The organism is Streptomyces sp. NPDC027962 (assembly GCF_055566095.1).
Window position 1 is genome coordinate 161,210 of the sequence record NZ_JBVHTA010000002.1, and the last position, 22,082, is coordinate 183,291.

19 protein-coding genes, 1 tRNA gene and 1 pseudogene are annotated in these 22,082 nt (G+C 67.9%); 11 read left to right on the forward strand and 10 right to left on the reverse strand.

The window, feature by feature from the left end:
* Window positions 1-114: 114 nt before the first annotated feature.
* From ACZ4SA_RS02410 to rpmH, 8 genes are all read right to left on the reverse strand, one after another.
* Window positions 115-1,224, reverse strand: coding sequence for a ParB/RepB/Spo0J family partition protein (locus ACZ4SA_RS02410; RefSeq protein WP_468268902.1), 1,110 nt, complete (start codon window positions 1,222-1,224; stop codon window positions 115-117).
* Entirely contained in the window at window positions 1,221-2,294 is a 1,074-nt protein-coding gene (locus ACZ4SA_RS02415) for a ParA family protein (protein WP_468269266.1), read from the reverse strand. Before ACZ4SA_RS02415 ends, ACZ4SA_RS02410 begins: the two co-directional genes overlap by 4 nt.
* A gap of 233 nt (window positions 2,295-2,527) precedes the next feature.
* The gene (gene rsmG / locus ACZ4SA_RS02420) at window positions 2,528-3,244 is read right to left on the reverse strand and encodes a 16S rRNA (guanine(527)-N(7))-methyltransferase RsmG (protein WP_468268905.1); all 717 of its coding nucleotides are present in this window, start codon (window positions 3,242-3,244) and stop codon (window positions 2,528-2,530) included.
* Window positions 3,245-3,357: 113 nt separating this feature from the next.
* On the reverse strand, window positions 3,358-3,870 hold the full coding sequence (locus ACZ4SA_RS02425) for a Jag family protein (protein WP_468268908.1): 513 nt from the start codon (window positions 3,868-3,870) through the stop codon (window positions 3,358-3,360).
* Window positions 3,871-3,885: 15 nt separating this feature from the next.
* On the reverse strand, window positions 3,886-5,178 hold the full coding sequence (gene yidC / locus ACZ4SA_RS02430) for a membrane protein insertase YidC (protein ID WP_468268911.1): 1,293 nt from the start codon (window positions 5,176-5,178) through the stop codon (window positions 3,886-3,888).
* A gap of 3 nt (window positions 5,179-5,181) precedes the next feature.
* The gene (yidD, locus tag ACZ4SA_RS02435) at window positions 5,182-5,544 is read right to left on the reverse strand and encodes a membrane protein insertion efficiency factor YidD (protein ID WP_468268914.1); all 363 of its coding nucleotides are present in this window, start codon (window positions 5,542-5,544) and stop codon (window positions 5,182-5,184) included.
* On the reverse strand, window positions 5,541-5,912 hold the full coding sequence (gene rnpA, locus ACZ4SA_RS02440) for a ribonuclease P protein component (RefSeq protein ID WP_468268917.1): 372 nt from the start codon (window positions 5,910-5,912) through the stop codon (window positions 5,541-5,543). The genes yidD and rnpA overlap by 4 nt, the downstream gene beginning before the upstream one ends.
* Window positions 5,913-5,934: 22 nt before the next feature.
* The gene (gene rpmH, locus ACZ4SA_RS02445) at window positions 5,935-6,072 is read right to left on the reverse strand and encodes a 50S ribosomal protein L34 (protein WP_014047156.1); all 138 of its coding nucleotides are present in this window, start codon (window positions 6,070-6,072) and stop codon (window positions 5,935-5,937) included.
* A gap of 362 nt (window positions 6,073-6,434) precedes the next feature.
* On the opposite strand from rpmH, the gene dnaA reads away from it, so the two are divergent.
* The 11 genes from dnaA (at window position 6,435) to ACZ4SA_RS02500 (ending at window position 20,325) form a co-directional block, all read left to right on the forward strand.
* Window positions 6,435-8,192, forward strand: coding sequence for a chromosomal replication initiator protein DnaA (gene dnaA, locus ACZ4SA_RS02450; RefSeq protein ID WP_468268921.1), 1,758 nt, complete (start codon window positions 6,435-6,437; stop codon window positions 8,190-8,192).
* Between the two features lie 881 nt (window positions 8,193-9,073).
* Window positions 9,074-10,204: a DNA polymerase III subunit beta gene (gene dnaN / locus ACZ4SA_RS02455; protein WP_403856816.1), complete on the forward strand. Its 1,131-nt coding sequence runs from the start codon at window positions 9,074-9,076 to the stop codon at window positions 10,202-10,204.
* 101 nt (window positions 10,205-10,305) lie between these two features.
* Window positions 10,306-11,184, forward strand: coding sequence for a phosphogluconate dehydrogenase (NAD(+)-dependent, decarboxylating) (gene gnd, locus ACZ4SA_RS02460; RefSeq protein ID WP_468268925.1), 879 nt, complete (start codon window positions 10,306-10,308; stop codon window positions 11,182-11,184).
* A gap of 56 nt (window positions 11,185-11,240) precedes the next feature.
* Window positions 11,241-12,368 (forward strand): DNA replication/repair protein RecF, encoded by a 1,128-nt coding sequence (gene recF, locus ACZ4SA_RS02465; protein ID WP_468268928.1) that lies wholly within the window; start codon window positions 11,241-11,243, stop codon window positions 12,366-12,368.
* Window positions 12,365-12,925, forward strand: coding sequence for a DciA family protein (locus ACZ4SA_RS02470; protein ID WP_468268931.1), 561 nt, complete (start codon window positions 12,365-12,367; stop codon window positions 12,923-12,925). The genes recF and ACZ4SA_RS02470 overlap by 4 nt, the downstream gene beginning before the upstream one ends.
* A gap of 307 nt (window positions 12,926-13,232) precedes the next feature.
* Entirely contained in the window at window positions 13,233-15,302 is a 2,070-nt protein-coding gene (gene gyrB / locus ACZ4SA_RS02475; protein ID WP_468268934.1) for a DNA topoisomerase (ATP-hydrolyzing) subunit B, read from the forward strand.
* A 41-nt stretch (window positions 15,303-15,343) separates the two neighbouring features.
* The gene (gyrA, locus tag ACZ4SA_RS02480; protein ID WP_468268937.1) at window positions 15,344-17,965 is read left to right on the forward strand and encodes a DNA gyrase subunit A; all 2,622 of its coding nucleotides are present in this window, start codon (window positions 15,344-15,346) and stop codon (window positions 17,963-17,965) included.
* An 87-nt stretch (window positions 17,966-18,052) separates the two neighbouring features.
* Entirely contained in the window at window positions 18,053-18,622 is a 570-nt protein-coding gene (locus ACZ4SA_RS02485; RefSeq protein ID WP_468268940.1) for a DUF3566 domain-containing protein, read from the forward strand.
* An 82-nt stretch (window positions 18,623-18,704) separates the two neighbouring features.
* Window positions 18,705-18,781, forward strand: a tRNA-Ile gene (locus ACZ4SA_RS02490).
* Between the two features lie 230 nt (window positions 18,782-19,011).
* Entirely contained in the window at window positions 19,012-19,146 is a 135-nt protein-coding gene (locus ACZ4SA_RS02495; RefSeq protein ID WP_003958712.1) for a DLW-39 family protein, read from the forward strand.
* A 405-nt stretch (window positions 19,147-19,551) separates the two neighbouring features.
* Window positions 19,552-20,325 (forward strand): hypothetical protein, encoded by a 774-nt coding sequence (locus ACZ4SA_RS02500; protein ID WP_468269290.1) that lies wholly within the window; start codon window positions 19,552-19,554, stop codon window positions 20,323-20,325.
* On the opposite strand, the pseudogene ACZ4SA_RS02505 reads toward ACZ4SA_RS02500, so the two are convergent.
* Together ACZ4SA_RS02505 and ACZ4SA_RS02510 are read right to left on the reverse strand one after the other, a co-directional pair.
* Window positions 20,238-21,357 (reverse strand): annotated as a pseudogene (locus ACZ4SA_RS02505) (serine/threonine-protein kinase); the annotation flags it as partial. The gene ACZ4SA_RS02500 and the pseudogene ACZ4SA_RS02505 sit on opposite strands and share 88 nt — an antisense overlap.
* Before the next feature lie 45 nt (window positions 21,358-21,402).
* Complete coding sequence (locus tag ACZ4SA_RS02510; protein ID WP_468268943.1) at window positions 21,403-21,951, reverse strand: helix-turn-helix domain-containing protein; 549 nt, start codon at window positions 21,949-21,951, stop codon at window positions 21,403-21,405.
* Between the last annotated feature and the right edge of the window lie 131 nt (window positions 21,952-22,082).

Below are 22,082 nucleotides of genomic sequence, written 5' to 3' on the forward strand. Positions count from 1 at the left end.
AGAACGCATCGTATCCACCCAGGCCCGGCAGGGATAGCGCACCAAGGCAAAGGGCGGGTGGCGTTCCATGATCCGGAACGCCACCCGCCCTGTCAGCACTGCCGACCAACTGGCTCAGGCGTCCTCGCCCTCGCCCTCGCCCTCGGCAAGCTCCTCGCCAAGTCCCTTCTCCAGGACCCGCCCTTCGCCGGGTGCGAGGGTACCGAGGATGCGCTCGAGATCGTCTATCGAAGCGAACTCGACGACGATCTTGCCCTTCTTCTGTCCGAGGTCGACCTTCACCCTCGTCTCGAACCGGTCCGACAGCCGAGAGGCAAGATCGGAGAGCGCAGGGGACAGCCGAGCGCCGGCTCGTGGGCCCTTGGGCTTGGGCGTGCTCTTCGGGTTCGAGTTGAGCAGCGTCACGATCTCTTCGACCGCCCGCACCGACAGGCCTTCGGCGACGATCCGATGGGCCAGCCGGTCCTGCTCGTCGGAGTCGTCCACCGAGAGCAGGGCTCGCGCGTGGCCCGCCGACAGCACTCCCGCTGCGACCCGGCGTTGGACGGGCGGGGAGAGCCTCAGCAGCCGCAGGGTGTTGGACACCTGTGGACGTGACCGCCCGATCCGGTCGGCCAACTGGTCGTGCGTGCAGTTGAAGTCCTTGAGGAGCTGGTCGTAGGCAGCCGCCTCCTCCAGCGGGTTCAGCTGGGCGCGGTGCAGGTTCTCCAGCAGCGCGTCGAGCAGAAGCTTCTCGTCGTCGGTGTCCCGGACGATCGCGGGAATCCGGTCGAGTCCGGCCTCCCGGCAGGCCCGCCAGCGACGCTCACCCATGATGAGCTCATAGCGGTCCGGTCCCAACTGGCGTACGACAACCGGCTGGAGAAGACCTACTTCCGTGATGGAAGTGACCAGCTCCGCGAGAGCGTCCTCGTCGAACACTTCGCGCGGCTGGCGCGGATTGGGCGTGATCGAGTCGAGCGGCAGCTCGGCGAAGTGCGCGCCGGCCGGCTCGCTCGGCTGCGTCGAAGCCTGCTCTTCCGACTGGTGAGCGGTTGACTCCGGCGCCACCGTGGCAGCGGGCAGCGTGGCGATCTTGGCTGCCGCCACTCCCCGTTCCGCGGTCAGCACGGGCGATACGCCCGAAGACGGCGGAGCCCCCGGGGAAGGCACCTGCTTCTCCTGCGGAGCGGCAGGAATCAGCGCACCGAGCCCACGCCCCAATCCTCTACGTCGCTCGCTCACTGGATCCCCTCCGACATGTTCTGCTGACTGTTCTGACCCACATGGACATGCTGCGGGTCGTAGCGGACTCCGACCCCGCGGAGCGCGATCTCCCGGGCAGCCTCGAGATACGACAGCGAGCCGCTGGAACCTGGATCGTAGGTCAGCACCGTCTGGCCGTAGCTCGGCGCCTCCGAGATCCGCACGGAGCGCGGGATGCTCGTACGCAGGACCTCTTCGCCGAAGTGACTGCGCACCTCGTCGGCAACCTGCGATGCCAGCCTGGTCCTGCCGTCGTACATGGTGAGCAGGATGGTCGACACGTGGAGCGTGGGGTTGAGGTGGCCTCGAACCAGATCCACATTGCGCAGCAGCTGGCCGAGGCCCTCCAGGGCGTAGTACTCGCACTGGATGGGGATCAGCACCTCGGCGCCGGCGACCAACGCATTGACCGTCAGCAGCCCGAGCGACGGGGGACAGTCGATGAGGATGTAGTCCAGCGGCTGCTCGTACGCCTGGATCGCACGCTGCAGTCTGCTCTCCCGCGCCACCAGCGACACCAGCTCGATCTCCGCACCGGCGAGATCGATGGTGGCGGGAGCGCAGAAGAGTCCTTCGACATCCGGGACCGGCTGGACCACCTCGGCGAGAGGCTTGCTCTCCACCAGGACGTCATAGATCGAGGGGACTTCCGCATGATGATCGATCCCCAGGGCCGTGGAGGCATTGCCCTGTGGATCCAGGTCGATCACCAGAACACGTGCGCCGTGCAGCGCAAGAGAAGCGGCCAAGTTGACCGTGGTGGTGGTCTTCCCGACGCCGCCCTTCTGGTTGGCGACGACCATGATGCGTGTCTGCTCAGGTCGGGGCAGACCCTCACCGGCACGTCCCAGCGCCTCCACGGCCAGCTGAGCAGCACGGCCAATGGGGGTGTCATCCATGGGGGGCGGCGTTTCACGTGAAACATCCGCCCCCGCGGACTCGGTACGGGGACCGGGGACCGGATCGGTCGTCGGTCCCGCGATGTTGGCGTCGGACCGCAAGGATTCACTCTCCTCGACATCAGGCTCGCAATGCACAGAGCCTGCCATGCTTTCGGGGTCGCGAACCAGCGAGGCCCGTGGTTCTGTGGAGGAATCCACCTCTGTGGGCAAATCCGTAACCCGCAAGAGGGGCTTGCGGCCCTTCATCGGGGCGGCCGCACGGCCGCGGCTGATGATTCCCTGCAGCAGTGAGCGACGTTTCACGTGAAACACGATGCACAAGCCGCAGGACTACACCGGGACGACACTCCGAAATGCGTACGGATGGCAACGTCTATGGCTCAGCGGCGACGACGGGTGCGGCTGGTTCGAGCAGCCTTGGCCTTCTTTGCGGCGAACCTCACACCGCCCGGACTTTCGCCGACCTCGACGCGCACCACGGTGGACAGCGGATCGACGAGACCCTCACCGACGTGGAGGACCGTGGTCTGCACTACGCCCAGCTTGCTCAGCGCGGCCCTGGCTCCCTGGATCTCTTCCTCTGCGGTGTCACCCTTCAGAGCCAGCATCTCGCCGTAAGGGCGCAGCAGGGGAACTCCCCAGCCGGCGAGCCGGTCCAGCGGCGCCACCGCTCGTGCCGTCACCACGTGGACCGGCGGTACCTTGCCGAGAACCTCCTCGGCCCGTCCCCGCACCACGGTCACATGGTCGAGGCCGAGCAGCTCCACCACTTCCTGCAGGAAGTTCGTCCTGCGGAGCAGTGGCTCCAGCAACGTGATCTTCAGGTCCGGGCGGACCAGCGCCAGCGGAATGCCCGGGAGGCCGGCTCCTGACCCGACATCGCAGACCGTCACTCCCTCCGGCACGACTTCCGAGAGAACGGCACAGTTCAGCAGGTGCCTCTCCCACAAGCGCGGTACTTCGCGAGGCCCGATCAGCCCCCGCTTCACCCCGGCGTCCGCGAGCAGCTCCGCATAGCGCACAGCCTCCGGAAAGTACTCTCCGAACACTGTCCGGGCCGCCTCTGGCGCCTGGGGAAGCTGTGCTTCCTCCGTCACGGGGACCGTCCTTCCGTACCTCACTGGCCGCAGTGTGGACTGTGGTGGCTGACTATCAGGCTGACAAAGATCGGCCCCGCCTGCGAACAGACGGGGCCGACGGAACAAGTGGGTCAGGCAGGGAGTACGACGACGAAGCGCTGCGGCTCCTCGCCCTCGGACTCGCTGCGCAGGCCCGCGGCCGCGACGGCGTCGTGCACGACCTTGCGCTCGAAGGGCGTCATCGGGTCGAGCTTGACCGGCTCCCCGGTGGTCTTCACCTCGGCGGCAGCCTTGGCACCCAGCTCGGCGAGTTCCGTGCGCTTCTTCGCGCGGAAACCCGCGATGTCGAGCATCAGCCGGCTGCGGTCCCCGGTCTCCCGGAGCACTGCCAGACGCGTCAGCTCCTGCAGCGCCTCCAGAACCTCGCCGTCCCGGCCCACGAGCTTCTGCAGATCGCGGCTGCCGGCGTCGCTGATGATCGAGACTGCGGCGCGGTCCGCCTCGACGTCCATGTCGATGTCACCGTCGAGGTCGGCGATGTCCAGCAGACCCTCGAGGTAATCAGCCGCGATCTCCCCTTCCTGCTCGAGGCGGGTCAGGGTGTCGCCAGCCTCGCCGGCGGCGGAGATGGTGCCTTCCGTCACGGATGGACTCCTTCTTTACTTCTTGGACGACGGGTGCTTGGGCCGCTGCGGCCCCTTGCGCTGTCCCGCCTTGGGCTGGCGTGCGGAACCGGTGGGCTTGCCACCGCCCGCATTCGGCTTGGCGTCCCCGGCGGACGAGCTGGCCCTGGAGCGGCCTTCCGCGGGCCGGTCCTTCTGAAGGGACGTCTTCGCCGCGGTGCCTGCACCGTCAGGGCTCTTGGTCGCACCGGGCTGGGTGGCGGCCTGACGCTTCGACTTTGTCTGACGCTTGGGCTGCTGACGCCTCTGCGCACCGCCCTCCGCCTCGGCCACGACGGTGTCGCTCTTGACCACAGTGCCGTCCGCCTGGGCGGCCAGGCCGGCCTTGGCCAGACCGGTGATGAAGCGACGTTCGTTGTCGTTGCGGTCCGTGCCCTTGGCCACGATCCCCTGGACAACGGTGCGCTTGCGCCGCGAACGGACAGCGCTGTGGGCCGTCACGCTCTTGAGCAGACGCTGCAGGTACTGGTCCTGGGCCTTGCTGCCCGGCGTCGGGTTCTGGTTGATCACGTACATCTGCTGACCCATGGTCCAGAGGTTGGTCGTCAGCCAGTAGATGAGAACACCGACGGGGAAGTTGATACCCATCACGGCGAAGATGACCGGGAAGATGTACATCAGCATCTTCTGCTGCTGCATGAACGGCGTCTTGACCGTCAGGTCGACGTTCTTCTGCATCAGCTGGCGCTGCGTGTAGAACTGCGACGCCGACATCATGATGATCATGATGGAGGTGACGATGCGGACGTCGGTCAATGAGGCGTAGAGCGCCTGCACCGTCGCCGGGTCGTCCATGAACTTGGCCGCGATCGGAGCACCGAAGATGTGGGCCTGGCGAGCACTGGTAACCAGGCTCTCATTGAGAACACCGATCTCCTGCCCCGCAGCAATCTTGCTGAGCACGTGGTAGAGCGCGAAGAAGAACGGCGACTGCGCGAGGATCGGCAGGCACGAGGAGAGCGGGTTGGTGCCCGTCTCCTTGTACAGCTTCATCATCTCTTCGGACTGACGCTGCTTGTCGTTCTTGTAGCGCTCCTGAATCGCCTTCATCTTCGGCTGGAGCGCCTGCATGTTCCGGGTCGACTTGATCTGCTTCACAAAGAGCGGGATCAGACAGATCCGGATCAGAACCACCAGGGACACGATGGACAGTCCCCAGGCCCATCCCGTGTCAGGACCGAAGACCGCCCCGTAGAGACTGTGGAACTGGACGATGATCCACGAGACAGGTGTGGTGATGAAACTGAAGAGACTGGCAATCGTGTCCACTAATCAGGCTCCTTGAGCATTGGGCGAGGTCTCTGCGGCCGTGCCCCGGGTTGCGGAGGCCGCCCCCTGGGCAGGCACATCAGCGGCGGATTCCCCGCCCTTGCTGTCACCGCGCAACGCGGCTCGCAGCATTTCGTGCCACCGTGGGCGCTTGCGCGGCGGCACATGATCCACCCCACCCGGCGACCACGGATTGCACCGCAGAATGCGCCAGGCGGTCAGCGCCGTGCCCTTGATGGCGCCGTGCCGGTCGATGGCCGTGTAGCCGTAGTGGGAACACGACGGGTAGTACCTGCAGACGGGGCCCAGCAGCGGGCTGATCGTCCACTGATAGATCTTGATGAGAGCCAGCAGCGGGTACTTCATCGCGCGCCCCCTCCCAGCAGCCGCCGGAGGGCGGCGTCCAGGTCTCGGGCCAGCTGAGCATGTTCGGCGTCGCCCGCGCCGGGCAGCGCCCGTACGACCACCAGGCTACCGGGGGGCAGCTCGGAGAGCCGATCGCGCATGAGGTGGCGCAGTCTCCGCTTGACCTTGTTACGGACGACGGCACCGCCCACAGCCTTGCTCACGACGAAACCCGCACACGTCGGGGAAGTGTTCTCCCCAGGCGCGTGCGGGTCCGTTGTACCGCTGCGTAGGTGGACGACGAGAAGCGGCCGACCGGCCCTGCGACCTCGGCGTACCGCGGTCGCGAAGTCCTCGCGCCGCCTCAGCCGATTCTCGGTAGGCAGCACGTCATGACCGACCTGTACGCGATCAGGCGGACAGGTTGGCGCGGCCCTTGCCACGGCGGTTCGCGAGAATCGCGCGGCCGGCACGGGTGCGCATCCGCAGGCGGAAGCCGTGGGTCTTGGCGCGACGACGGTTGTTCGGCTGGAAGGTGCGCTTGCTCACTCGGGGGCTCCAGAAATGATTCGTTGGTGGCGGGACATCGCCTGGCTGTCACCGTGCGCCCACGAGTAGCTCGCGATTACGCCCGAGTGCACACCGCTTCACGATCACAGACCGTGATCTTTGCCCATCGGAGGCAGGCGGCAGCAGCCATCGACAACTCGACCTGGTTACGGTACGCGCGGCTACGCCATCCGGTCAAACCAACCCTGCGCCGTGGTCCACTGTGCACAGGCTGTGGACAACAACTTGAACCGCGCGGGTCGCCCTGACTACCGTGGCTGAACTTGGATTCTTTTCCTGCCTGTCTTCCCATCCCGTCCCGAGAACCACACATTCGTGGGACCTGCGAGAGAGCGTGCCTTGTGGCTGACGTACCTGCCGATCTTGCCGCAGTGTGGCCACGAGTGCTGGAGCAGCTCCTCGACGAGGGCCAGCAGGGGGTCGAGCCGAAGGACAAACAGTGGATCGAGCGCTGCCAGCCGCTCGCCCTGGTCGCCGACACCGCTCTGCTCGCCGTGCCCAACGAGTGGGGGAAGCGCGTCCTCGAGGGCCGGCTGGCCCCGCTCATCAGCGAGACGCTGAGCCGCGAGTGCGGCCGCCCCATCCGGATCGCGATCACCGTCGACGATTCGGTCGGTGAGGCGCCCGGTCCCCAGGCGCCTCCGCATCATCAGCAGCAGGCGCCGCGTTATCCGGGCCCGCAGCACGACGAGCCCCGGCAGAGCGATCCCTACGACACGTACGGGCACCGCTCCGGTTCCGACGACGGCCTGCCCACGGCCCGGCCGGCCTACCCCGAGTACCAGCAGCGCCCCGAACCCGGCGCATGGCCGCGCACCCAGGAGGACCTGTCGTGGCAGCAGCCGCGACTCGGCGGCTTCCAGGACCGCGACCCCTACGCCTCCGCTCCGCCGCGTCGGCCTCAGCACGACTACCGGTCGCCGCAGCCTCCCGAGAGCCGGCAGTACGAGCCCCACCCGGAGCGCCGTGAGCTGCCCGAGCCGCAGGCACCGCGCCGCGGCGGCCCCTCGGGAGCACCCGGCCCGCTGGGCGCGCAGCCCGCACCGGCACCGGGCCCCGGTGAGCCGCACGCCCGACTCAACCCCAAGTACCTCTTCGACACCTTCGTCATCGGCGCCTCCAACCGCTTCGCGCACGCGGCGGCCGTGGCGGTCGCGGAGGCTCCGGCCAAGGCGTACAACCCCCTTTTCATCTACGGGGAGTCGGGCCTCGGCAAGACGCACCTGCTGCACGCGATCGGGCACTACGCCCGCAGCCTCTATCCGGGGACCCGGGTGCGGTATGTGAGCTCTGAGGAGTTCACCAACGAGTTCATCAACTCGATCCGCGACGGCAAGGGCGACACCTTCCGCAAGCGCTATCGGGACGTGGACATCCTCCTCGTCGACGACATCCAGTTCCTGGCGAGCAAGGAGTCGACGCAGGAGGAGTTCTTCCACACCTTCAACACCCTCCACAACGCGAACAAGCAGATCGTGCTGTCCTCGGACCGGCCGCCCAAGCAGCTGATGACGCTCGAGGACCGGCTGCGCAACCGCTTCGAGTGGGGTCTGACCACGGACGTGCAGCCGCCGGAGCTCGAAACGCGTATCGCGATCCTGCGGAAGAAGGCGGTCCAGGAGCAGCTCAACGCGCCTCCGGAGGTCCTGGAGTTCATCGCCTCCCGTATCTCGCGCAACATCCGGGAGCTGGAGGGCGCGCTGATCCGCGTGACGGCGTTCGCGTCGCTCAACCGGCAGCCGGTCGACCTCGGACTCACCGAGATCGTGCTGAAGGATCTGATCCCCGGCGGTGAGGACGCGGCCCCCGAGATCACCGCGAGCGCCATCATGGCGGCCACCGCGGACTACTTCGGACTCACGGTGGAAGATCTCTGCGGATCGTCCCGCAGCCGCGTGCTGGTGACGGCGCGGCAGATCGCCATGTACCTGTGCAGGGAGCTCACGGACCTCTCACTGCCGAAGATCGGCGCGCAGTTCGGCGGCCGTGACCATACGACGGTGATGCACGCGGACCGGAAGATCCGCGCGCTGATGGCGGAGCGACGGTCGATCTACAACCAGGTCACCGAGCTCACCAACCGCATCAAGAACGGCTGACAGAGCCTCCAGCGCGACTTCTGAGGGCGCTCCGGGACACCTTCCCGGGGCGCCCTCCGTCGCTCCCGAGCCCTGTACCGACGTTCCTGCGCCCTGTACCGACGTTCCTGCGCCCCCTGTCGAGCGTGCCCTCCGCCTCGGCCCTGTTCGAATGCGAGCCGAGTTCGAGCAGTTCTCCACAGATGGCGGAGAAATCTTCCGTCCACAACCTGGGGACCGTGAAGTTGTCCAGACCCCGTCCACAGGCGCACCGGCCGGAGAGTCGTCGCCCCAGGTCAGTACCTTGGGGATTTGTGGCCAACCGGACTCCACAGACTGTGGACACAGAAAGCTTCCACAGGCCTTGATCGTTGTTGTCCACCGGCGGCCCACAGGCAACGGCGCGTTGCCCACAGCTTCTCCACACGCCTGTCCACTGTTCGGCAACGAAACACACCCGCTCACCGCCTCGAGTGAAAGCCGTCACACCAACGAGGTCGGTTGGCCTGTGGGGAACGTGGGTAAAGCTGGGGACGGCGCTGGGGAGAAGTGCCCCTCGGCTGTGCATCGGGTGTGCAGAACTTTCGCGCGTCCACAGAACGCCCGGGTTGTCCACGGGTTCCACCCACAGGCACAGTGGACAAAAAAGTGGCTCTGACCTGCGTCGATGACGTTATCCACGGTTTCCACAGCCCCTACTACTACTCCCACTTAGAGTTACCGGGGAATTCGCTTCGAAGAGGGCCCTGTGTACAACTCGAGCCCGGGACGCCCGCTGTCTCTCGCAGCGACTTGACCCCGACCCGCACCGACTGTCGGCGCGGTGCGTCAGACTGGTCTCCGGCATCAAGCCGACGACGAAGGCCAGCAGGGCGAGCCAGCAACAGCAGGAGGCGGTTCCGGTGAAGATCCGGGTGGAGCGCGATGTACTCGCGGAGGCGGTGGCGTGGGTAGCTCGTAGCCTCCCGGCCCGTCCGCCGGCGCCCGTTCTCGCGGGCCTTCTGCTGAAGGCGGAGGACGGCGCCCTCAGCTTCTCGAGCTTCGACTACGAGGTCTCGGCGCGGGTCTCCGTGGAGGCCGAGGTGGACGAGGACGGCACCGTCCTGGTCTCCGGCCGCCTCCTCGCCGACATCTGCCGCGCTCTCCCCAACCGTCCGGTGGAGATTTCCACAGACGGCGTACGGGCGACCGTGGTCTGCGGATCCTCCCGGTTCACACTCCACACCCTGCCTGTGGAGGAGTACCCGGCCCTGCCGCAGATGCCGACCGCGACCGGCACCGTGCCCGGCGAGGTCTTCGCCTCCGCCGCGGCGCAGGTCGCCATCGCCGCCGGCCGTGACGACACCCTTCCCGTCCTGACCGGTGTGCGGATCGAGATCGAGGGCGACACCGTCACCCTGGCCTCCACCGACCGCTACCGCTTCGCGGTCCGCGAGTTCCTGTGGAAGCCCGAGAACCCGGACGCCTCCGCGGTCGCTCTGGTGCCCGCCAAGACGCTGCTGGACACGGCCAAGGCGCTGACCAGCGGTGACACGGTCACCCTGGCGCTCTCCGGCTCCGGTGCCGGTGAGGGTCTGATCGGCTTCGAGGGCGCCGGGCGCCGGACCACGACCCGTCTGCTCGAGGGCGACCTGCCCAAGTACCGGACCCTCTTCCCCACTGAGTTCAATTCGGTGGCCGTCATCGAGACCGCTCCGTTCGTCGAGGCCGTCAAGCGTGTGGCTCTCGTCGCCGAGCGGAACACCCCGGTGCGGCTGAGCTTCGAGCAGGGCGTGCTCATCCTTGAGGCCGGTTCCAGCGACGACGCACAGGCTGTGGAGCGTGTCGACGCGCAGCTCGAGGGTGACGACATCTCGATCGCCTTCAACCCGACCTTCCTGCTGGACGGTCTGAGCGCCATCGACTCGCCCGTCGCTCAGCTCTCGTTCACCACGTCGACCAAGCCCGCCCTGCTGAGCGGCAGGCCGGCTGTGGACGCGGAGGCGGACGAGGCCTACAAGTACCTGATCATGCCGGTGCGTCTGAGCGGCTGATCAGCGGCTTTTGAGCGCTTGACCCCACAGGTGTGCACCCGTGCCCGGGCGTAGGCTCGGACACGGGTAGGTACTGCACACAACGATTGAGGAATCATCTGATGGAGCTCGGTCTCGTCGGTCTCGGCAAGATGGGCGGCAACATGCGCGAGCGCATTCGCCGCGCCGGCCACACCGTCATCGGGTACGACCGCAACCAGGACCTCGCCGATGTCCACAGCCTTGAGGAGCTTGTGGGCAAGCTCAAGGGCCCCAGGGTCATCTGGGTCATGGTCCCCGCAGGTGCCGCCACGCAGTCCACGATCGACGAGCTCGCCGAACTGCTCTCCCCGGGCGACGTCGTCGTCGACGGCGGTAACTCCCGCTGGACGGACGACGAGAAGCACGCGGTCGAGCTGGGCCTGAAGGACATCGGCTTCGTCGACTGCGGTGTCTCCGGAGGCGTTTGGGGCCTGGAGAACGGCTACGCGCTGATGTACGGCGGCACCGCAGAAAACGTCGCCAAGGTGCAGCCGATCTTCGACGCCCTCAAGCCCGAGGGCGAGTTCGGCTCCGTGCACGCCGGCAAGGTCGGCGCCGGCCACTTCGCCAAGATGGTCCACAACGGCATCGAGTACGCGATGATGCAGGCCTACGCGGAGGGCTGGGAGCTCCTCGAGAAGGTCAACTCCGTCACCGATGTGCGTGAGGTCTTCCGCTCCTGGCAGGAGGGCACGGTCATCCGTTCCTGGCTGCTGGACCTCGCGGTCAACGCGCTGGACGAGGACGAGCACCTCGACCAGCTGCGCGGCTATGCACAGGACTCCGGCGAGGGCCGGTGGACCGTGGAAGCCGCCATCGACAACGCGGTCCCGCTGCCCGCGATCACCGCATCGCTGTTCGCCCGCTTCGCGTCCCGCCAGGACGACTCGCCGCAGATGAAGATGATCGCGGCGCTGCGCAACCAGTTCGGCGGCCACGCGGTGGAGAGCGCGAAGTAGTCCACAGGCTGTGCATCACACCGCACAGCCATGCCGGGGGAAGGTCGGCGCACACCATGCACGTCACGCATCTGTCGCTGGCCGACTTCCGCTCGTACGCCCGGGTCGAGGTCCCGCTCGATCCGGGCGTCACCGCTTTCGTGGGGGCGAACGGGCAGGGCAAGACGAACCTCGTCGAGGCCGTCGGCTATCTCGCGACGCTGGCCAGCCACCGGGTCTCCTCCGATGTTCCGCTGGTGCGGATGGGGGCCGACCGGGCGGTGATCCGGGCGGCCGTGACCCAGGGGGAGCGCTCGCAGCTGGTCGAGCTCGAGCTGAATCCGGGCAGGGCGAATCGCGCTCGGATCAACAGGTCCTCGCAGGTCAAACCCCGTGACGTCCTGGGGATAGTGCGTACGGTCCTGTTCGCGCCGGAGGATCTGGCGCTGGTGAAGGGCGACCCGGGCGAGCGCCGGCGCTTCCTCGACGAGCAGGTAACCGCGCGTTCGCCGCGGATGGCGGGTGTGCGTTCCGACTACGAGCGGGTGCTGAAGCAGCGCAACACCCTGCTGAAGTCGGCGGCCATGGCGCGCCGCCACGGCGGACGGGGCATGGACCTGTCCACGCTCGACGTGTGGGACCAGCATCTGGCGCGGGCGGGTGCGGAGGTCCTGGCCCAGCGGCTGGACCTGATCGCCGCTCTGCAGCCGCTGGCCGACAAGGCGTACGAGGCGCTCGCCCCGGGAGGCGGTCCCGTCGCGCTGGAGTACCGTTCCTCCGCCGGTCCCGCGGGCGAGGCACACAGCCGCGAGGAGCTGTACGAGCAGCTGATGGCCGCGCTGGCCGAAGTGCGCAAGCAGGAGATCGAGCGTGGCGTGACCCTGGCCGGCCCGCACCGTGACGAGCTGGTCCTCAGGCTGGGGCAGCTGCCCGCCAAGGGATACGCGAGCCACGGCGAGTCGTGGTCGTTCGCGCTGGCGCTGCGGCTGGCCTCGTACGACCTGCTGCGGGCCGAGGGCAACGAGCCGGTGCTGGTCCTCGACGACGTCTTCGCGGAGCTGGACGCCCGGCGCCGGGAGCGGCTGGCCGAGCTGGTCGCTCCGGGTGAGCAGGTACTGGTGACCGCCGCAGTCGACGACGATGTACCCGCAGTGCTGGCCGGCGCGCGGTTCACCGTCGCCGGCGGGGCGGTGGAGCGGGTATGACCGGCGAGAACGCGGAGCGGCCGGCGGAGCCGCAGACCCCCAAGGCGGCCGAGTCGTCGGGTGTGGACCTGGCCCGGGTGGCGCTGCGCGCCGCGAAGGAGCAGGCCAAGGCCCGCGGCGCGGCCGCGCAGCAGAAGAAGCAGGCCCGGCGGGGCGGCGGTCTGCGGTCCGGGGCCAGGGCGGACGGGCGTGATCCGCTGCCGCTGGGCGCCGCGATCAACCGTCTGATCACCGAGCGGGGCTGGGAGACGCCGGCCGCCGTGGGCGGTGTGATGGGCCGCTGGCCCCAGATCGTGGGCGAGGACCTGGCGAAGCACTGCGCACCGCTGCGATACGACGAGGCACCCGACGAGCGGGTGCTCACGGTCCAGTGCGACTCGACGGCCTGGGCGACGCAGCTGCGCCTGCTCGCTCCGCGCCTGGTGGCGCGGCTCAACGAGGACCTGGGCCACGGCACCGTCCGCGTGATCAAGGTGCTGGGGCCCGGGGGCCCGCAGCGCCGCTACGGCCCTCTGCGGGCACCGGGCAGCACCGGCCCCGGCGACACGTACGGCTGAGGTTTCGCCGGGGCGGGTGCCGTCTGCGACAGGAGGAACCGTCCGGTGCGAGTGAGGTGTCCCTCACGGTAGCGGGAGGTTGACAGCCCGAAGCGCTCAAAGCCCGTGTGAGCCTCTTGGAGCCCCTTCCCGGATATGGGGAGTCGGACGGTGACGGTTCAGGGCGGCACAGGCGGACTCAGCTACCGGCAAACCCCCATTAGTGTCTGCGATACCGGTAGACTGGTCCACAGTCCCGCTTCTGTTGCGGGACACGTCGATTAGATGCCGAACGACGCAGCCGCTCCCGCTAGCCGGAGAACGGCTCGTGCTGTGCCAGAAAGGGCGCTTCGTGGCCGATTCCGGCAACCCCAACGAGAACACACCGTCCACCCCTGCCGGTGGGAACGGCGAGGTCACCGCCTCGTACGACGCCAGCGCGATCACCGTCCTCGAGGGTCTGGACGCGGTCCGCAAGCGCCCCGGCATGTACATCGGCTCGACCGGTGAGCGCGGTCTGCACCACCTCGTCCAAGAGGTCGTCGACAACTCCGTCGACGAGGCGATGGCCGGCCACGCCGACACGATCGATGTCACGATCCTCGCCGACGGCGGCGTACGGGTCGTCGACAACGGCCGAGGCATCCCGGTGGACATCGTTCCGTCCGAGAACAAGCCGGCCGTCGAGGTCGTCCTGACCGTGCTGCACGCGGGCGGCAAGTTCGGTGGCGGCGGCTACGCGGTTTCCGGCGGCCTGCACGGCGTCGGTGTCTCCGTCGTCAACGCGCTGTCGTCCAGGGTCGCGGTCGAGGTCAAGCGAAACGGCTACCGCTGGACGCAGGACTACAAGCTCGGCGTGCCCACCGCCCCCCTGGCGCGGAACGAGGAGACCACCGAGACCGGCACCACCGTCACGTTCTGGGCGGACCCCGACATCTTCGAGACGACGGAGTACTCCTTCGAGACGCTCTCGCGCCGCTTCCAGGAGATGGCCTTCCTCAACAAGGGCCTGACCCTGACGCTCACGGACGAGCGTGAGTCGGCCAAGGCCACCGCGGGCGCGGAGACGGGCGAGGAGCCGGAGGACATCGCGGAGCCGGCCCGTACGGTCAAGTACCACTACGAGGGCGGCATCGTCGACTTCGTGAAGTACCTGAACTCCCGCAAGGGCGAGCTCATCCACCCCACGGTCATCGACATCGAGGCCGAGGACAAGGAGCGGATGCTCTCCGTCGAGATCGCGATGCAGTGGAACTCGCAGTACACCGAGGGTGTGTACTCCTTCGCGAACACCATCCACACCCACGAGGGCGGTACCCACGAAGAGGGCTTCCGCTCCGCTCTGACGGGCCTGGTGAACCGGTACGCGCGCGACAAGAAGCTGCTGCGCGAGAAGGACGACAACCTCTCGGGCGAGGACATCCGCGAGGGTCTCACCTCGATCATCTCGATCAAGCTCGGCGAGCCGCAGTTCGAGGGCCAGACGAAGACCAAGCTGGGCAACACCGAGGCGAAGACCTTCGTGCAGAAGGTCGTCCACGAGACCCTCACCGACTGGTTCGACCGCAACCCCAACGAGGCCGCGGACATCATCCGCAAGGGCATCCAGGCGCAGACGGCACGCGTCGCGGCCCGCAAGGCGCGCGACCTGACGCGCCGCAAGGGCCTGCTGGAGTCCGCCTCCCTCCCGGGCAAGCTGAGCGACTGCCAGTCCAACGACCCGACGAAGTGCGAGATCTTCATCGTCGAGGGTGACTCCGCCGGCGGCTCGGCGAAGTCCGGCCGCAACCCGATGTACCAGGCCATCCTGCCCATCCGGGGGAAGATCCTGAACGTCGAGAAGGCGCGGATCGACAAGATCCTCCAGAACACCGAGGTGCAGGCGCTCATTTCGGCCTTCGGCACCGGTGTCCACGAGGACTTCGACATCGAGAAGCTCCGCTATCACAAGATCATCCTGATGGCGGACGCCGACGTCGACGGCCAGCACATCAACACGCTGCTGCTGACTTTCCTCTTCCGCTTCATGCGGCCGCTGGTCGAGGCGGGTCACGTCTTCCTCTCGCGCCCGCCGCTCTACAAGATCAAGTGGGGCCGGGACGACTTCGAGTACGCCTACTCCGACCGTGAACGTGACGCCCTGGTCGAGCTGGGCAAGCGGAACGGCAAGAGGGTCAGGGAAGACTCGATCCAGCGCTTCAAGGGCCTCGGCGAGATGAACGCCGAGGAGCTGCGCATCACCACCATGGACCAGGACCACCGAGTGCTCGGCCAGGTCACGCTGGACGACGCGGCCCAGGCGGACGACCTGTTCTCTGTGCTGATGGGTGAGGACGTGGAGGCGCGGCGCTCGTTCATCCAGCGCAACGCCAAGGACGTTCGTTTCCTCGACATCTGAGTCGGTCTCAGCTGACCGCACGAAAGGACTGACGACCAGCAATGGCCGACGAGAACACCAAAGTGACGCCCGAAGAGGAGCCCATCGTTCCGGGCGTGGGCATGCGCGTGGAGCCCGTGGGGCTCGAGACCGAGATGCAGCGCTCGTACCTCGACTACGCGATGTCCGTCATCGTCTCGCGTGCGCTGCCCGACGTGCGGGACGGTCTGAAGCCCGTTCACCGTCGCGTGCTGTACGCGATGTACGACGGCGGTTACCGGCCCGAGAAGGGCTTCTACAAGTGCGCGCGCGTCGTCGGCGACGTCATGGGCACGTACCACCCGCACGGCGACTCCTCGATCTATGACGCCCTGGTGCGCCTCGCCCAGCCGTGGTCGATGCGCATGCCGCTGGTGGACTCCAACGGAAACTTCGGCTCTCCCGGCAACGACCCGGCTGCCGCCATGCGGTACACCGAGTGCAAGATGGTGCCGCTGTCCATGGAGATGCTCCGGGACATCGACGAGGAGACCGTCGACTTCCAGGACAACTACGACGGCCGCAACCAGGAGCCGACGGTTCTGCCGGCGCGTTTCCCGAACCTGCTGATCAACGGCAGTGCCGGTATCGCCGTCGGTATGGCCACCAACATCCCGCCGCACAACCTCCGCGAGGTCGCGGCCGGCGCCCAGTGGGCGCTGGAGCACCCCGAGGCCTCTCACGAGGAGCTGCTCGAGGCCCTGATCGAGCGGATCAAGGGCCCCGACTTCCCGACCGGCGCGCTGGTCGTGGGCCGCAAGGGCATCGAGGAGGCGTACCGCACCGGTCGCGGCTCCATCACGATGCGCGCGGTCGTCGAGGTCGAGGAGATCCAGAACCGCCAGTGCCTGGTGGTCACGGAACTTCCGTACCAGACCAACCCTGACAACCTGGCGCAGAAGATCGCCGACCTGGTGAAGGACGGCAAGATCGGCGGCATCGCCGACGTCCGTGACGAGACCTCGTCGCGCACCGGTCAGCGCCTGGTGATCGTGCTGAAGCGCGACGCGGTCGCGAAGGTCGTGCTGAACAACCTCTACAAGCACACCGACCTGCAGACGAACTTCGGCGCCAACATGCTGGCGCTCGTCGACGGTGTGCCCCGCACCCTGTCGCTGGACGCGTTCATCCGCCACTGGGTGACGCACCAGATCGAGGTCATCGTCCGGCGCACCAAGTTCCGGCTGCGCAAGGCGGAGGAGCGCGCGCACATCCTGCGCGGTCTGCTCAAGGCGCTGGACGCGATCGACGAGGTCATCGCGCTGATCCGGCGCAGCGACACGGTCGACGTCGCGCGCGAGGGCCTGATGGGCCTGCTGGAGATTGACGAGATCCAGGCGAACGCGATCCTCGAGATGCAGCTGCGCCGGCTGGCCGCCCTGGAGCGCCAGAAGATCGTGCAGGAGCACGACGAGCTGCAGGCGAAGATCAACGAATACAACGCGATCCTCGCCTCGCCCGAGAAGCAGCGCGGCATCGTCAGTGACGAACTGGCGGCGCTGGTCGAAAAGTTCGGCGACGACCGTCGCTCCAAGCTGGTGCCCTTCGACGGTGACATGTCCATCGAGGACCTGATCGCCGAGGAGGACATCGTCGTCACGATCACCCGTGGCGGCTATGTGAAGCGCACGAAGACCGACGACTACCGCTCGCAGAAGCGCGGCGGCAAGGGCGTGCGCGGCACGAAGCTGAAGGAAGACGACATCGTCGACCACTTCTTCGTCTCCACCACCCACCACTGGCTGCTGTTCTTCACCAACAAGGGCCGGGTCTACCGCGCCAAGGCCTACGAGCTGCCGGACGCCGGCCGGGACGCGCGCGGCCAGCACGTGGCCAACCTGCTGGCCTTCCAGCCGGACGAGCAGATCGCCGAGATCCTGGCGATCCGCGACTACGAGGCCGTGCCCTACCTGGTGCTCGCGACCAAGGCCGGCCTGGTGAAGAAGACGCCCCTCAAGGACTACGACTCGCCACGCTCCGGCGGTGTCATCGCGATCAACCTCCGCGAGACGGAGAGCGGCGGCGACGACGAGCTGATCGGTGCCGAGCTGGTGTCCGCGGAGGACGATCTGCTGCTCATCAGCAAGAAGGCGCAGTCGATCCGGTTCACCGCGACCGACGAGGCGCTGCGCCCGATGGGACGCGCGACGTCCGGCGTCAAGGGCATGAGTTTCCGGGAAGGCGACGAACTGCTCTCGATGAATGTCGTCCGGGCCGGTACGTTCGTGTTCACTGCCACCGATGGCGGGTACGCGAAGCGGACCGCTGTCGACGAGTACCGCGTCCAGGGTCGCGGCGGCCTCGGTATCAAGGCCGCCAAGATCGTGGAGGACCGTGGTTCGCTCGTGGGTGCACTGGTGGTCGAGGAGTCCGACGAGATCCTCGCCATCACGCTCGGGGGCGGTGTGATTCGCACGCGAGTCAGCGAAGTCAGGGAGACGGGCCGTGACACCATGGGCGTCCAACTGATCAACCTGGGCAAGCGCGATGCCGTCGTCGGCATCGCTCGTAACGCCGAGGCCGGTCGCGAGGCCGAAGAGGTCGAGGGGGCCGCTCCGGCCGACGCGACCGAAGAGGCCGGCGCGGAGACGGTTGAGGCGGCAGCCGAGGGCACACAGCCTTCGGCAGGGGAGCACGAGGAGTAGAGCGTGAGTGGAGCCACGGGCGCCGGATCATCCGCATCCGGAGCGAACGGTGCCCGTGGCCCTGCCGCGGACTCCCAGGGGGCCACAGTGACGGACACCCGGGGGCACCAGCCCCCGTACGAGATGTTTGGCGGCGAGCAGCCCACTCCGCAGCAGGCCGGGCAGCCGTACCACCCGCCGCAGGCGTATCCCTCGCCGGACGGCACACACGGTGGTCAGCAGCGGACCGGGCAGCAGGCGGGCGCCACCGTGCGCCGGCCGCGCACAGGGGCCCGTACGACGCCGCGTACGCGCAAGGCGCGGCTGCGGGTGGCCAAGGCCGACCCGTGGTCGGTGATGAAGGTCAGCTTCCTGCTCTCCATCGCGCTGGGCGTGTGCACGGTGGTCGCGGCGGCAGTGCTGTGGATGGTCATGGACGCGATGGGAGTGTTCTCGACCGTCGGCGGCACGATCAGCGAGGCGACCGGCTCGAACGAGGGCAACGGCTTCGACCTCCAGTCGTTCCTGTCGCTCCCGCGGGTCCTCATCTTCACCTCGGTCATCGCGGTGATCGATGTGGTCCTGGCCACGGCCCTGGCGACGCTCGGAGCCTTCATCTACAACCTCTCCGCCGGTTTTGTGGGCGGTGTCGAGCTCACGCTCGCCGAGGACGAGTAGCGCCGCTCCGGGGTCCGCGGATTCCGATTTTGGCGCTGCACCGCGTGTGCGCTAATCTTCAGAGGTCAGCGCGCAGCGCGGCGGGGCTATAGCTCAGTTGGTTAGAGCGCATCCCTGATAAGGATGAGGCCACAGGTTCAAATCCTGTTAGCCCCACCAGTGCAAAGGCCCCCAGCCGATTCCGGTTGGGGGCCTTTGTCATCCGGTCCCGCAGCGACGGCAGGCCCGGACGGAGGATCTCCGTCCGGGCCTGCCGCTTTGCCCGTGGCCCGAGTTGGGGAGTGGCATGAGTGTGTGCCGGGGGAACGTAGGTCACCGATCGGTATCGGTCGGTGTGTATAGTCGGGCGCCAGAAGTCCTCATACGTCAAGGAAAGACGAGGTCGCGCGGTGAAGAAGCTTCTCCTGGTCGCACTGGCCGCCATCGGCGGGCTCCTCGTGTACCGCCAGATCCAGGCGGATCGCGCCGAGCAGGATCTGTGGACGGAGGCGACCGACTCCGTGCCCGCAGGTTCGGGTGTGTGAGACGCAGCGTTTCTTGGACATGAGCCCCGGTCGCGGAAGCGGCCGGGGCTTCGTGCCGCCCGGGCGGTTCCGCCGGAGCGTTCGTCGTCGGCCGACGCCGGGCGGCACCGGCCGCCACCCGCTGTTGCGTGACCGTGACACAATCCACTTGAGTTCGCTCCAGCAAATCGATGGCTTGCGGTAGCAAATTTTGGGGGTTGTGGGGGATCACGGTGAAGCATGACGGTGCCGTCGTGCGACGGTGGCGACGATCGGAGGGGCGCTGCTCGCGGTCCTGGGCGACGAACTGGCCGGGCCGCAGCACGACGCGCCCGTGCCGGCCGCCGACACGGACGAGCAGGGCGACAAGCCGACGGACAACAAGGGCGATTCACGGTCGAGCGGGACCACGTCCACACCCGGACCGTGGGACGTGGAGCTCCGTTACGTCTCCGAGCCCGCCCTGAAGACCGCCTGCCCCACCGCCGCTCCCGAGAGCTGGCCCTCCGCCTTGCCCGCGGCACCGGCCGACGGCCCGCAGACACGTCACGGCGCACCAGCTTCCACGACTCCACCGGCCTCAAGCAGGGCGAGTGGAAGGACGAGATCAAGCCCGGCCAGACGCCCTTCTACCAGGTGCCGGTCGACTGGGGGCAGCAGATCTTCGCCGGTGCCGACCTCGCCAACAGCCCCAAGGGCGACGGGCTCAAGAGCGTCGGCAACGCCCTGGTGCTCGCCCTCTTCAACCCGGCGAGGGGCTTCGTCGACGACGAGTCGAGCATGTACTACGACGGCAAGCAGAAGTCGATCCCGCTCGACCCGCTCCCGCCCGTGGCGTACCAGAACCGCTACGACTCCGACGATTCCGTCGGCGCCATGCGGTTCGCGGGCTGGTACTACCTCTCGGTCACGCTCAGCCCGGAGATCGCGGAGTCGTACGGGAAGGCTGCGATTCCGCTGACGCTGCGGGTGAACGTCAAGGGCGAGCCGACGTCGTCGCCCGCGTACGCGGGCCCGGTTGATGACTTCCAGGTCACCGAGGACGACCAGGCGGCCGCGGACAGCGGCAAGAACGCCGAAGAGACGGCGAAGAGCCACACGATGGTGCTCGTCGCCGCCGCGGGGATCGGCGCGGGGGACGGTTCTGGTGCTCGGTCTCGGGGTCTGGACGCTGCTGGCACGGCGCCGGGTGCCGGCTGACCGGGAGGCCGCCGCCTTCTCGATGCCGGGGCAGGGCCAGCCGCACGGGACCGTTCGGACACCGGTTCAGCCGTCCGGCCAGGGCCCCCCGTCTCCGACGGCGGAGAGGGCTGCTGTGGGGGCGATGACTGATCGGAGGCCTGCTGGGCGGCGGTCTCCGGGCCGTTCGGGCCGAAACCGGCCGGGAGCGGCCCCAGTTGGTCGAAGATCTCGACGGGCTCCTCGTCCGGCGCGGGCTCGGGGAGCATCTCCACAGCGGCTGTGAGCGCCTTGCGCGCCCCGGTGGCTGTGCGGAACAGCACCTGCGGGTCCGGCTGCAGCAGGCCGGCGAGCACCTGCCAGAGCGGCTCGGGGATCCCCTGGGCGGCGCCCGGCGTGCTGTGGTTGGCGAAGCGTTCGACCAGAGCCTGGGAGTCGGGCTTTCTGCCCTGGAGCAGATAGAGGGCGACGAGGCCGACGGCGAAGAGGTCGGCGGTGAAGTCCGGCTCCGCGCCGAGCATCTGCTCCGGCGCAAGTAACCGGGCGTTCCCACCACGTAGTTCGTCTCGGTCAGCCGGGCTCGCCCTTGCGCATGGAGATCCCGAAGTCGGAGACCCTCAGATGGGGCCGCCCCTTCCCGGTCGCCTCCATCAGAATGTTGGCCGGCTTGATGTCGCGGTGCACGACCCCCTCCGCGTGCACCGCGGCAAGTCCGGACAACAACTGGTCGAGCAGGGCGCACACGAACCGCGGTGGCAGCGGCCCGTAGTCACCGATGACGTGAGCCAGCGAGCCACGGCTCACCAGGTCCATGGTGAACAGCACCTTGCCGTCGTCCGCGGCCCAGCTGGCCGGGGCGAGGACATGGGGATGGTCGATCCGCAGCGCCTGCTCACGCACGAAGCGGAGCAGGGTGTGCGCGTCGCTCCGCTGCAGAACCTTCGCTGCCACATAGCGGCGACGACGGTGGTCCCAGGCGCGCCACACCGCGCCGACACCACCGCGTCCGATCGGGTCGATCAGTTCGTACCGACCAGCGAAGAGCTCACCCATGGTGCTGCGCCAGCTCCCCGTTCCTCATGGAAGCGAATGCCTCGCTCAGCTCTGGTGCGACTCGAAGTGGGACACTGCGTCGGCCGTGCGCCCGGCACCGTACACACGGAGGAACTCTGCCAGCTCCGGATGGGTCGGGGCGAGGGAGTCCGCGGCATCGATGATGTCCCCGGCCGCTGCCACCGAGCGGAGCAGGGACTGGATCTCACGCACCACGCGCCGGACCGTCGGTCCGCCCGAGGTGCCGGTCGACTGGTTGGTGCCGGTGAGGACGGAGCCGCCCTGTGACTTCTTGATCTCGTCCATCCGCGCGGTCGCCTCCACGGCGCTCACGCTGCCGTCGGCGACCTGGCCCGCCAACTCCTGCAGAGCCTGGACGCGTTGGACCACCGCGGGATTGCCGATCTTGGCGCGCTGGCCGCTCATCAGCTGGGACAGCATCGGAGCCGACAGCCCGAGGACGCCTGCGAGCCGGGCCTGATTGAGCCCGAGGTCGTCGATGAGGCGACGGAAGAGGGCCCCCAAGGGCTCTCCGTACCAGCTGCGCTGCAGTTCCCTGGCTCTTGCGGTTGTCTCCTGCTGCGCTGCGTCCATTGCGTCTCCCCATCGCTTCCCCAAGCGGCTTCGCTGCTGCGAACCTCGTGCTGCATCTTACGGAGCGTGTCCGGTCAGGGGGAGTCCAGTCGGAACCCCAATGTTTTTGCAGGATCACGGGGGTGACCCGG